Source organism: Rhizobium sp. SJZ105 (assembly GCF_007828365.1).
In the GTDB taxonomy this organism is placed as follows: Bacteria; Pseudomonadota; Alphaproteobacteria; order Rhizobiales; family Rhizobiaceae; genus Agrobacterium; species Agrobacterium tumefaciens.
This window is the reverse complement of record NZ_VIUP01000020.1, coordinates 1-12,495: the sequence shown is the minus strand read 5'-3', so window position 1 is coordinate 12,495 and position 12,495 is coordinate 1. Positions and strand designations below refer to the sequence as shown.

At 56.1% G+C, this 12,495-nt stretch carries 11 protein-coding genes and 1 pseudogene; 4 read left to right on the top strand and 8 right to left on the bottom strand.

Going from position 1 to position 12,495, the window contains the following annotated elements; all coding sequences use genetic code 11:
* Positions 1-158: 158 nt before the first annotated feature.
* The 3 genes from FB593_RS25885 (at position 159) to FB593_RS25875 (ending at position 3,837) form a co-directional block, all read left to right on the top strand.
* The gene (locus FB593_RS25885; RefSeq protein WP_145167333.1) at positions 159-1,577 is read left to right on the top strand and encodes an amidohydrolase family protein; all 1,419 of its coding nucleotides are present in this window, start codon (positions 159-161) and stop codon (positions 1,575-1,577) included.
* Between the two features lie 342 nt (positions 1,578-1,919).
* Complete coding sequence (locus FB593_RS25880) at positions 1,920-2,819, top strand: transporter (RefSeq protein ID WP_186447989.1); 900 nt, start codon at positions 1,920-1,922, stop codon at positions 2,817-2,819.
* 262 nt (positions 2,820-3,081) lie between these two features.
* Positions 3,082-3,837 carry a TetR/AcrR family transcriptional regulator gene (locus FB593_RS25875; protein WP_210246047.1) on the top strand — a complete coding sequence of 252 codons (756 nt, stop codon included), beginning with the start codon at positions 3,082-3,084 and terminating at the stop codon, positions 3,835-3,837.
* Here the strand turns inward: FB593_RS25875 and FB593_RS25870 are convergent.
* The 8 genes and pseudogenes from FB593_RS25870 to FB593_RS25835 all read right to left on the bottom strand — a co-directional run bounded on the left by FB593_RS25870 (position 3,830) and on the right by FB593_RS25835 (position 11,511).
* A complete protein-coding gene (locus FB593_RS25870; RefSeq protein ID WP_145167330.1) occupies positions 3,830-4,954 on the bottom strand; it encodes an alpha/beta hydrolase family protein in 1,125 nt (374 codons plus the stop codon). The genes FB593_RS25875 and FB593_RS25870 overlap by 8 nt on opposite strands.
* A gap of 4 nt (positions 4,955-4,958) precedes the next feature.
* The gene (locus FB593_RS25865) at positions 4,959-6,542 is read right to left on the bottom strand and encodes a bifunctional 3-(3-hydroxy-phenyl)propionate/3-hydroxycinnamic acid hydroxylase (RefSeq protein WP_145167329.1); all 1,584 of its coding nucleotides are present in this window, start codon (positions 6,540-6,542) and stop codon (positions 4,959-4,961) included.
* Positions 6,543-6,662: 120 nt separating this feature from the next.
* Positions 6,663-7,199 (bottom strand): cupin domain-containing protein, encoded by a 537-nt coding sequence (locus FB593_RS25860; protein WP_145167328.1) that lies wholly within the window; start codon positions 7,197-7,199, stop codon positions 6,663-6,665.
* A gap of 25 nt (positions 7,200-7,224) precedes the next feature.
* On the bottom strand, positions 7,225-7,677 hold the full coding sequence (locus FB593_RS25855; protein ID WP_145167327.1) for a lipocalin-like domain-containing protein: 453 nt from the start codon (positions 7,675-7,677) through the stop codon (positions 7,225-7,227).
* 659 nt (positions 7,678-8,336) lie between these two features.
* Positions 8,337-8,536: pseudogene (locus FB593_RS27980) on the bottom strand (IS110 family transposase); the annotation flags it as partial.
* 380 nt (positions 8,537-8,916) lie between these two features.
* A complete protein-coding gene (locus FB593_RS25845; protein WP_145167326.1) occupies positions 8,917-10,098 on the bottom strand; it encodes a thiolase family protein in 1,182 nt (393 codons plus the stop codon).
* A gap of 31 nt (positions 10,099-10,129) precedes the next feature.
* Positions 10,130-10,795 (bottom strand): 3-oxoacid CoA-transferase subunit B, encoded by a 666-nt coding sequence (locus tag FB593_RS25840; RefSeq protein WP_145167325.1) that lies wholly within the window; start codon positions 10,793-10,795, stop codon positions 10,130-10,132.
* Positions 10,795-11,511, bottom strand: a complete 717-nt coding sequence (locus tag FB593_RS25835) for a CoA transferase subunit A (RefSeq protein ID WP_145167324.1) — start codon at positions 11,509-11,511, stop codon at positions 10,795-10,797. The genes FB593_RS25840 and FB593_RS25835 overlap by 1 nt, the downstream gene beginning before the upstream one ends.
* A 169-nt stretch (positions 11,512-11,680) precedes the next feature.
* On the opposite strand from FB593_RS25835, the gene FB593_RS25830 reads away from it, so the two are divergent.
* On the top strand, positions 11,681-12,193 hold the full coding sequence (locus FB593_RS25830) for a LuxR C-terminal-related transcriptional regulator (RefSeq protein WP_145167323.1): 513 nt from the start codon (positions 11,681-11,683) through the stop codon (positions 12,191-12,193).
* Positions 12,194-12,495 lie beyond the last annotated feature (302 nt).

Here is a 12,495-nt window from a genome sequence, read left to right as displayed (position 1 = left end):
ATGAATATGCCCTCATATTTGAGGATGTCGTCAACTTATTCCACTGTTTCGACGAGAGCAAGATCCGGATCTCGCAAAGCAGCTTGCAAACGAGAGCGAATTGAATATATCCTCACAAATGAGGAGAAAATCAGTTGTGCTTTTTTTGGGAGAGGTAAATGAGCGCTATTATTCTGATAAAGAACGCGTGGATCATATCCAACGACGAGAAAATCGGCGATCTAAGATGCGGTTCTATCTTGGTACGAGACGGCAAGATCATTGAAATCGCGCCTGAAATCGTAAAACCCGAAGGAAGTGAAGTCATAGACGGGGAGAGCTTCATCGCCATCCCTGGCTTCGTGGATGCCCATAAGCATCTATGGCAGGCAGCCCTGCGTGGCATCTGCGGCGATATGACCTTGCTTGGGTACTTTGAGACGATCCGCCAGAATTTTATCGCTTCCTACCGGCCAGAGGATGTTCGCATAGGCAACCTAGCGTGTGCACTGGAGCTTTTGAACAGCGGATCGACCTCGGTGCTCGACCACTCGCATTGCATCATTACCCCTGATCATGCCGACGCGGTGATCGAAGCAACGCTTGAAGCTGGCATTCGAGGCGTATGGGCTTATGGCTATTGTCCAGTTTGGGAAAGCGATGCATTTAAAAGGCATGAAGACCGCATCGCCGACGCATACCGGGTCAAACGGCGTTACTTCGCTTCCGACGACAATTTGCTGCGAATGGGCGTTGCCATAACCGAACAGCAACTGCTTCCCTACGAATATACTGAGATGGAGGTCCGCTCGGCGCTGGACATGAACGCCAAGTGGACTGCACACACGCATTGCGGCAATGGCGCAGCACCGATTTCACGGGGCATCTACAAGCTTTACGCAAAGAATCTGGTAAATGATCTGGCGATTCTTTCGCATTGCAACGAGTTTACCTTCAATGACTTCGTGATGATGAACGAAGTCGGAGCTCATTTCGCCAGCTCACCCGACTCGGAAATCTACATGGGTATCACCAAGCCGGTAAACTTCATCGAGGCAATTGCCGCCGGCACGCCGATATCGCTCGGAACCGACACGGTTAGTTGCATGTCCGCCGACATGTTCGCTAATATGCGCCTTACGCTCAACTTCGCGCGCCACCAGATCAATGCGCCTGCCGCGGCCGGTTTCCAAGCCGTCTTACATCAGAAAGTCTCTGTTCGTGACGTTTTCAAGATGGCGACGATCAACGGAGCCCGCGCACTCGGCATTGACCACCTCGTGGGTAGTCTTGTGCCAGGTAAACGAGCAGACATTGTGCTGATCGATGCAAATCAACCGAATCTCGCGCCTATTACCGACCCAATTGCCAGCCTCGTACTGCAGGGGCAAGTATCGAACGTCGATACGGTTCTCGTTGACGGCAAAATCCGGAAGCGTCACGGCAAACTCGTCGGTGTCGACCTCGAGAAGCTGAACCGCGATTTGAGCGCATCGCACGCCTATCTTCAATCAAACACCAAGATCGAAGAACGCGACCTCGCTGAAGAAGTCGGAAGGTGGTCCAGTCGAGTCACCGAAGCGGCCGTCGATGCTTAAATGCGTCGCACGGCTGATTGTTGAGCAGAGAGTTAATGCGCCTGGTTTTCTGCTGGCTTCGGGGAAGCCATAGAGCAAACCGTCGCGCAAATCATACTCTTTAATCGCCTTCAGAACAAACCTGGATCAAGCGTTCGGCTGGACCGTCAAATCAATTGGCTGTCAACAACGAACGCTGTTCCAGACCGCCTGGGTCCGCAGGAGGAAGCGGACCTTCTACACGGCGGTCGCATCAGCGGCTTCTAAGCATAGGCAGCAGATTGCGATCGACCTGCGAGAGCAAAGCTCATGCAAAAACGCGCCGATGCCGACGCGTGAACATTTCAAGTGAGGGAGGACAACTTGAACATTTCTAAACCCGCTGTACTGATTCTTACTCTGTCGGTGCTTCTCACAACTAGATCGCCTGCGATAGCGACCGAGAACGGAACGACCGCATATCCGATCGGCGTTTACACCATAGCGAATGGGATCATCCCCGCTCCTGGAGAGACCTGGGTCCAAAATTATTCTGTTTACTATGACTCTTCGGAATATTCGGATGGGTCGGGAAATAGTCTGGTGCCAGGATTCAACTCCCGTGCCGTCGTAAACGCCACGCGCGTATTCCACACTTGGGACGAGACATTTGGCCCCTTTACGTTAAGTTCTGGGGTTGTTTTGCCGTTAATTGGCGTAGATGTCCGATCGGATCTCAGCCATTCAAATGATTTCGCATTGGGGGATATTACGCTTGAGCCTTTGTATCTTGGCTGGAGCAACCCTCAGAAGAACTTCTTCATTTATGGTGGCGTCAACGTATTTGTTCCGACGAAGACAAATGTTTCGAATAATTTCTATAGTTTTGCCCCAGATGTAAACATAACTTGGTTTCCTACCAGTAAGCTCGAGCTTTCGGCATCCTTTGGCGCCGAATTTCACACCAAAAACCCTGAAACAGATTACCAATCAGGAACGGTCTTGTTTTTGGATTGGGCCGCAAACTATCGGGCGTTCGATGCCCTTCCGAATTTGGGAATCGGGATTCAGGGCTACGCGGTAAAGCAGGTTACCGATGACAAGATCGCGGGTGTCGTTGTTGGGGACGGCTTTCGGCAGCAAGGGTTCGCTATAGGGCCCCAGATTAGCTACGCCATCGGCGGCGGCGGCATAGCTCTGAAATGGCAACATGAATTCGATACGGAATACAGGGCGAAAGGCGACCGTGTATGGCTTCAGTTTAGTATGCCTGTTGGAAAATGACATGTCGCTAGGGCGATATAATGATCGTGAATACGGATCATTGAATGAAAGAGCGTTGCAACTCCGCTTTTCAAGCGACGAGGGAGCGTGTCGCTACCCTCGTCTATTCTGGCGCGAGCACCTTCCGTATCCTCATCTTCACATCAGATGCTCTGAGTCCTGTCAGATGGCTACGTGCTTCATCGAAATGATTGGTGAGGGAGCCAGAGTGTATTGCCGGCAACTTAATTTTCATGATGATGGAATAGTTGATGGTGGATTCATGGTTGAATCTGCGATCATGACGGCATACATCATAGGGATGACGCCGACCGAACCGAAGCTTCCCTTGAATTCTGACCAGTCTAAAGTCGTGAACGCTGGTGCGCGCGCTAAGCTCTCGCGCACCGAGCGCATCAGAGAGAGCACGCGTGCCAAGCTTATCGAAGCCGCGGAAAGAACGATGGCGGCAAAAGGGGTTGACGCGACCACGATTGCCGACATCACCGAGGCGGCCGATGTAGGGACGGGCTCGTTCTACAACCATTTCAAAACGAAATCAGAATTAGCCGAAATCATCTTCCGCAGCCATGCCGACGATCTTTACAACGTAAGCATGAGCATTTTCGAGTCTGTTGAAGATGCCGCACTGGGTATTGCATATATTCAGAAGACATTTTTCACGAAGGCCGTTCGCGATCCGGTTTGGGGCTGGTTTGTGGTTCACGCGACATCGGACCTTCCTGAGCTCGGTGAGATTTTTGGCGCAGGAGCGGCCGATCACATCAAACGGGGTCAAGAGGCCGGACGGTTCAAGCCGGTGAACATCGACGTCGCGGTCCGGATTATCCTGGTCGTGCTCACCACTGGGATGCGCGACCTGTTGCTGGGCGAGAAACCTGCCGGTTGGGCCGAAGATATCGTCGGATCTCTCCTACAGTTACTTGGCGTTCCCAACGATTCCGCGGTGGAGCTGAGCCGGCTCCCATTACCGGCTGAGTTTGAAGACCTCGCCGAGCGAACCTTCAGGTCTAGGTGAGACGGTCTGCAAACCAACCCGCAACATAAAGGTTCTTCTGCTCTGTGTGGTTGTAAATGCAGTGATCGCCATCTGCCCAAATGAGCAGCTTTTTGTCGGAGCTACTGACACGGTCGTATATCTCTTGGGCATTCTCAAGCAGGAAGACCTTGTCCGGAGTTCCGTGCAGCTGAAGGAAAGGAATTTTGATCCGGGCGGCAACGGGAGAAAGATCTAGCCCATTGAGGATTTCCTGTGCGATGCCCCTCTCCGCAGAGCCTACAAGCGCTTCGGCCTTTGACCAGAACCGTGGGTAACGTTCAGGAAGTTCTGCAGGACGGATCGTGCCGCCGTTTACGCAAACTGCGCGAACTTGCGGAGTAAACGCTGCGACCCAAGCAGCCAACGTGCCTCCGAGACTATTGCCCCATACGCCGAGCGTTGTGAACCTTCGGTCTGCTGCAATAGACTTTGCAACCGTACCAAACGCATCCACAAAGCTGTCATCGAGATATAGGCGGTGCCGCAGTCTTGTCTCGCCTTGGCCAGGCCCGTCCACGAGAAACGCAGCGATGCCGTGACGGACCAATTGATCCGCGCCAAGAACGTAATCCTCTCGCCAACCATCGAAGCCCCCTAGCACCATGACAATGGGGACCGGTCCTTCGGCGACTGGTCGCATGAGCCATCCGCAAAGTTTACCGCCGTTCCAGTCGATCTCGTGCTTCTCGACGACTGGTTCTTCAAGCCGTGCGGCAAGGCCGAAGCTCTCCACCATGAGCCCGTGAAGCCGCCGCTTCTCGTCATCATCGGTGGGCAACGCAGCTTGGCCGAACCGGAAGCAAGCCGAGGCGTAGCGGTACCACGAACGTTGTGCCGCGGCATGTGGAGAGGCGTTACCGGCTGCAAGGTTGCGTTGACCAAGGAATTCTGCGGCTCGCTGCCAGGATACCCCCTCAGCATTCATGCGATGCAGGTCTTGGGCATCATCGAAGCGCATGCCACCGCCGAGCAAGCGTTGCACGGGCATGGATCGTCGATGACTTGCTTGCTCCGCGACGAAATCTTCGTCTTGCGCGGTGGCCTCTGCTTGAGGACGATCGGGATCGTCTTCTAACGTCCATACAGTCTGCAACAATACCTTACTCCTGCAACGCGAGTTCGCGAAGACCAAGCTTTACCGACAGCTCACCGATAAGTCGATCAAGCGTCTCATCCGCCTCAACTGCACCGTATACGTAGAAGTCCGGCCGTACCAAGATGGCGCGCGCTCCGATCTCTTCGAGATACGCCTTGTAGGTGCCGTTCGTGTCGAGCAAGCGTTTGCTGTCTAGGTTCAGCAGTTTCACATCGAGTTCGTTTAGAATTGTCTTCGTCCTTGTTTGTGCAGTCGCCGTAACGTCATCACGGGAGATGAGTTGCCAGCCGGGTCCGATCACGTTGTCAGCCAGGCTCTCACGGTCCCCGACTTTGATAACGCCTTGGGGACCCAGTCGTCCGCGTACCCGAGCATTCGCGGGGCCTTGCCCATCGTCAAGGATGCCCTCCTCAAGAATGGGGAATGGCGGCGGCGGTGGCACGTTGCCGCTGAGGAAGGCCTGATCGCGCAGCGCTGCCGCGGCGGGGTCGATCGTGCAAGATACTTTTCCAAGCGCGACAGCCTGATCGGTGATCGCATCTACGTGTGGTTTACGCTCGATCATGTGCGTGTCGAGAAGCTGATCGCTCACCTTGCCAGTCAAGACCAGATCCAGCTTCCAGGCCAACTCGACGGCATCTCTTACGCCCGAACACATTCCCTGGCCTAGAAACGGTGGCATCAAGTGCGCCGCATCACCGATCAGTAAACTGCGCCCCGACCTCCATCTGGCTGCGTTCGCAGACCGGAACGTATAGACCGTTGCCCGAATGAGTTCAGCTTGTTCAGGCGTGATCCAGGGGGCGACGAGCCTCCAGACGCTCTCTCGCGACGTGATGTCGGAAACATCGTCATCCGGCATGACCATGAACTCGAAGCGACGGTGAGTGCGACCGAGCTGGAAGAGGCACATCGGACGGGCGGGATCACATATCTGACCATTGTCGAATTCGAAGTGCAGGGGCATCTTCTGCCTGAAATCGGTGACGAGCCATTGCTCGTTGAAGCCTTTATCAACCATCGGGATATCAGACAGCGAGCGAACGATGCTGTTCGCGCCATCGGCACCGATAAGGTAACGCCCACGAACCCGTCGACGCTCGCCGGTCAGCCGATACGTCGTGCCTTCGAGGACACCCTGTGCCAACTCGACTTCAACCCACTTGTCGCCAGGCTCGATGCCGACTGCCGTCCATCCGTGATGGACATCGACGCTTGGGTGTCGGCGTACGGCTTGGTTGAGAGCATCCTCCACGTAAGGTTGGTAGATCAGATAGTCTGAAGCCCAGCCGGAGATGCCGTCATAACTCCAATCTATATCGAGAAGCGTGTGGCCATGTTGATTTCGCCAACCGTATTTCGAACAGCGGAACGCATCATCCAGCATCTTCTCGACGGCGCCAATCGACTGAAACGCTCGCATGATTTCGTGGTCGACGTGCCCCGCGCGCGGAAGCGCGTAAAGACTGCCAAACCGTTCAAACACGCCAACTTTGTGCCCTCGCTGTCCTAATGCTGCGGCACTGACCTGACCAACCGGGCCAAAGCCGATTTGCACGACATCGTAGCTTTCCACGTTCCCTCCCATCTTATGATCCTCCTGCCTTTCAAAGTTACATGACCTCCACGCCGCGGCGTTGCCGCCGCGGTAAGATGTATCTGCCTCTAGCAACTGAAACCGTGGAGCTCTCCCCTCGGCGCTTGCGGCTCAGCTCGGTAGCTGCGCTCCGACCAGAACGAAGAGGATGCGGCACGGCTTGTCCGACCGGTTCGACCAATTGTGATTGGTACCGCGCTGGATCATGATGTCACCGGCACGCATCACCGTTTCGCCCTCATCCATAACTGCCACAACTTCGCCCTCGATGACGTAGGCATAATCGATCGATGCCGTGCGATGCATCAGCTCTTCAGGGCGCCGCTGTGGCATTTTGCTCGCGACGTAAGCGTCAGGCGGAAACTCGACGATCCGAAACGTCGTTCCAGTGCCTTCGGGCGACAGCACGACCGGTCCCGCACTCGGGTCGTCGGCCTCCGACTTGAGATCAACAGGCGTTGCTGACGTCTTCCACAGCTCGGTTGTCGCGAACTCGCCGATTCCCATGATTGCCTGCGTGTTTGGGCAAATTTCGTCCGTCCTGATGTTAGACTTTCCAGAATCGTTCTCGTCCGTGACGATGCGGCGATACCGCTTCACCGAGCTGGAGACGGGGGTGGCTGCTTTTAGGTCGATCACATCACTCATATTCTATCTCCCGATAGGTAGCTGTTCAGTTGAAGCGTTCCCACTCGATGTAGCTCTTGCGCGATACACCGCCGATAATCATCGTGGGTGTATCCAGCTTCAATCTGTTGCCGTCGAATATGCAGATGCGCATCATCCGCTGGCCTACAAAATGAGGAAGGGTTGCATATTCAACCACATGTGTGACCTGGGACGTCGCATCATCCGTTTCGAAAGTTCCGGCGTAAGAGGTAATCGAGCCGAACGCCCTGGCCCTTTCTTCAACGGTACCGCCGTCCAGCGATTTATCCTTGAAGGGTTGCCGGTTTTTCTGGGAAAGCATCGCGCTCATGGCGCCACCCTCTGAGTAGATCAGAATTCCACCGCCATCCTGCGGATAGCCGAAAGGGGGCACGTAATGATCCACCGTCTCACCGTCGGTGAGAGCCCAGTCGACCATCCGCCAACTGCCGATAAGTTTTGAACGCAGATGAGACATTCTTTCCTCCTAAAGATAGCTGCGAGCGAGGCTCGCTTCGCACGTGAGCGCTGTGAGAGAGATAGCTGAATGGCTAACTCAAGCTCGTAGTTCGGCTTATTGAATTACGGCTGGATTGATGTAATCGAGCGGTCAAGACGGACATGCGTCTGCTTATTGTCACAACTGTTTCTTAGACGTTGCGACACCGATCCCGCTTGGCTCTTTGGCGTGTCGCCAACCGCCTCGCCCTGAATCGACGTTGGTTTGCAGGCTGGAAAGTCCAAGCCAGCTTCTTGGAAGTCGATAACATGAAGTCCGCCGAACACTCCCATCCGCGGTTCTGCACCAGCGCCGTATCTCACTAGATTAACCATGTGCCTCCTCCTGTACGCACCGCATCACATGCCAACAGTGCATTGACTGAATATATCCTCAAGTTTGAAGGTAATGTCAATGGCGCTTGTCCGTCGATGTTGATTTGTCAGTTTTCGTGCGAGCCGATCCATTGCCGGATAGATTTGTTGTCGAACAATTCACTACGCCGGATCTGGTGGGGTAACGCGAAGTGGCAAATCGGGTTAAATCATGCTGAAACTCAACACCGAGCGGAAAAGCGCTGCTTCCTTCGCAAGGTTACCAAGCCCTTTCGTTCTCGAACGCTGGCGGGACTGCTTTGGCTATGCTGTGGCGGATAGATAAGGATCGGCCGGCCTATCATAGACACCCCCGGAGATCATAGGCCGCCAAGCGATGCGAGCGAACTTGTTCGCCAGCGGACAGCGACCAATTTCGGTGGCTTATGCTCCAGCATTGCAGCCAGCCAACAGGAGGGCTTAGTTCGTCGCTTTCTGACATGTCTTAGTAGCGCAGCCGCCCGGTTTCGGAGTCGAGACCCTGGTTGCGGTAATGGCCTAGCCATTGGAGGAGGCGCAGAAAGTGTCCGCTCTGGTCGTGCTTTGAAAAGCGCCGGCGTGTGGGGCTCGGCTTCTCGATGATGTCAATCAATGGGCGGATTCAGCGGGAAGGGGAGCTCGTGGATCTCCTCGCGCAGCACAGTTCGACCTGTCAGCGGACCTCGTCGGTCTGGCTGATCGGCATGCTGAGTTCAAGCTGCCGGACCGCGCGGGGCCACCTATCAGCCGAGCCCAATATGGTCGATCTTGGTCGTAGGACCATATACCGAAATAGGCTCGGTAGACTGGGAGCCAAACATGCGAAACGGGGCCCGCTCGGGTCCCGTTTCCATTCGAACAGCTTTCAGATGGCTTCCACGGCAAGCGCGATGCCCTGGCCTCCACCGATGCACAAGGTGACGACCCCGCGCTTCAGACCGTCGCGTCGTATGGAATGGAGCAGCCGGGTTGTGAGGATCGCGCCGGTGGCACCTATGGCATGGCCGTGGGCTATGGCACCGCCCTCCACATTCACCACGTCTTCCGGCAGGCCCATTTCCTTCATTACCGCCAGCGGTACAGCAGCGAAGGCTTCGTTGATCTCGAAGCGATCGACATCGGAAAGCTGCCATCCAGCCCTTGCAAGAGCCTGCCTGACAGCCGGTACGGGGCCGAGGCCGAAATAGCCGGGTTCAAGCGCTGCGATCCCGTAGGCAACAAGGCGCGCCATCGGACGGATACCGTTTGCTTCGGCATATTGCCTGTCGGCGACCAGCATGGCAGACGCGCCGCTGTTCAACCCGGGCGCGTTGCCGGCCGTAATCGTGCCATCCTTGCGAAACGCCGGACGAAGCTTCGCAAGGCTTTCGGCCGAGGTCTCCGGGCGAGGCCCCTCGTCGCGGTCGAAGAGCTCGTCACCCTTGCGGCCCTTTACGGTGACTGCGACGATCTCGTCAGCAAAGTGGCCTGCCTCGCGTGCCGTCGCGAAACGTTCCTGCGATCGCTCCGCCCATCTGTCCTGATCGGCACGTGTCAGTTCGCAACGAGCCACGAGGTCCTCGGTATGCCAGCCGGAATGCTCGCCGGAGAATGCATCATTCAGACCGTCGCCCAGCATGCTGTCGACCATGGTCGCGTTGCCCATGCGATAGCCCCAGCGGCCGTTGTCGACGAGATAGGGCGCCCGGTCCATGTTCTCCATGCCGCCCGCGATGGCCATGTCGTGATGACCAAGTTGAACATCCTGCGCGGCGTTGATAATCGCTTGCGCACCGGAGCCACACACCCTGTTGACCGTCAGCGCAGGCACCGAAACCGGCAGGCCGCCGCCAATCGAGGCCTGTCGTGCCGGGTTCATCCGGTTCCCGGCCTGAATGACGTTACCCATGATGACCGAGCCGATCAGTGTCGGGTCGGCGCCGGATCTTGATAGGGCTTCCCTTATTGCAGCTGCGCCCAAGTCCGCAGCCGTCACACCTTTCAAGGTGCCATTGTAGCCGCCAATTGCAGTGCGTACTGCAGCAGCCAGGATGACCTCGCGTGCCATAAATTTCTCCCTTGTATGAAACTGTCTGTTATCAGGATGCCAAGGCCTGCCGCATATCCGGCATCACGTCGAAGTCGGCTTCGGTCTTCGCCCTGATCTCGTCTACGGTTACACCGTCCGCCAGCCCCGTGAGCGTCATGCGGACATCGCCGCGCTTCTGGATCTCGAATGTCCCAAGGTCGGTTATGACCAGATCGGCAACGCGCTTGCCGGTCAGGGGGAGGGTGCATTCTTTCAGGAGTTTCGGCTGGCCCTTGGCGACGTGTTCCATGACCACCACCACGCGCTTGACGCCGGCTACCAGGTCCATCGCGCCACCCATGCCCTTGACCATATGGCCGGGGATCATCCAATTGGCGAGATCGCCGTTCGATGCCACCTGCATTGCGCCCAGTATCGACAGATCGATGTGACCACCGCGGATCATAGCGAAACTATCGGCGCTGGAGAAGAAACTGGAGGAGCCGATCTGCGTGATAGTCTGCTTTCCGGCATTGATCAGGTCGGCATCTTCCTCGCCCTCATATGGGAAGGGTCCCATGCCCAGCATGCCGTTCTCGCTCTGCAGGTTGACCTTCATCCCCTGCGGAATGAAATTGGCGACCAGCGTCGGTATGCCGATCCCGAGATTGACGTAGAAGCCGTCGCGCAGTTCCTGCGCTGCCCTTGCGGCCATCTGTTCGCGTGTCCAGGCCATCAGATCGCATCCTCCATTTCGCGCTTACGCACGGTACGTTGCTCTATGTGTTTCACCGGATTGGGGACATGAACGACCGCTGAAACGTATATGCCCGGTGTGTGGATATGGTCGGCATCCAGTTCGCCGGCCCCGACCAGATGCTCGACTTCAGCGATCGTGACCTTAGCTGCAGTGGCCATGACAGGATTGAAGTTCCGCGCTGTTTTCCGGTAGACGAGGTTACCTTCCGGATCGCCCTTGTAAGCATGGACGAGAGCGATATCGGCAAACAGGCCACGCTCCTGAACATAAGTCTCGCCATCGAAGTCCTGCGTAGGCTTGCCTTCGGCGACCAGCGTGCCGACGCCTGTTTTCGTGTAGAACGCCGGAATGCCTGCGCCACCCGCCCGCACCCGCTCGGCTAGCGTTCCCTGCGGATTGAATTCAAGTTCGAGTTCGCCCGACAGGAACTGCTGGGCAAAGAGCTTGTTTTCTCCGACATAGGAAGAAATCATCTTTCGAATTTGCCGCGTCTCAAGCAGCCGGCCGAGACCGATCCCATCAACCCCGGCATTGTTGGATACGAATGTCAGGTCTCTTGCTCCCGATAGTCGCACGGCCTCGATCAGGCTTTCCGGTATGCCACAGAGTCCGAAGCCCCCGGCCATAATCATCATCCCATCCCGCAAAATTCCGGCCAGCGCTTCGCTGGCCGTCGAACTCACTTTGCTCACTGATTTCCTCCTCCAAAACGCCGGGACACGCCCCGCAGGTCCGATTAAAATCGCTGGCCAGCGGAATGGGGAGTAGTATAAATACTGCATGCATACTCAGCGCCTTATGACATCGCTTCCACAGATTGGCGGCGAACTCCACTTCCCGCTTGCGGATATGCCCACGCCGATGGCCTATGCGACCTTCCGGATCATTCGCGACTGCAATCAGGCATTTGCGGATCTTTTCGAGCGGACCCGCGAAGACATAATCGATCGGAGCTTCGCCAGGCTCTACCCACAATTGTCGGATTTTAAACGGATAGGCGAAATGTGGGGCACCCATCTGGCCGGCAGCAAAATCTATTATGACGAGCGCATCATGAAAAGCGCGACAGGCCGCCGTTTCTGGTGTGCGGTGAGCGGACGAAGCAGAACGCCTCACGATCCCTTTGCTGAAGCCGTGTATTTCTTCCAACCCCTTTCGCGACCTGTCGATGGCGAGCGAAGCCTGCTCAGCGAACGCCGCCAGCAGATCATGACCCTTGTCGCACGCGGCAAGAGGAATCACGAGATCGCCCACGAGATTGGTATCTCGGTGCGCACGGTTGAGGCGCACAGGGCGCGTCTAATGAGAAAGGTCGGCGCCAGGAACGCCAGCGAACTCATGACATGGTTTTTGAGCTACATTTCAGGACGCTGAACAGCGGTGATGTAAGCGTTCTTCAAATCGCCCGTCAAATGCAACGGTCAGCGCGGGCTGGCGTCTCGATGCATGTGATCGCCGAAATGGAACTGATTGGCAAAGCCGGTGCGTTGTTGCTGCCAAAGGTATCTAGGAGCACCGCAAACGGCGACGGAAGCCTAAAATGTTGATTGCCACTGAGAACTGACCCGGTAGCATAGGATAGGGGATGCGGACTAAAACTTGGACCACCAGGAGGTAGTTCATGTATTCCCATGCTGACAGAATTCGCGCGGTCGAGCTGTATATCAAGCTCGGCA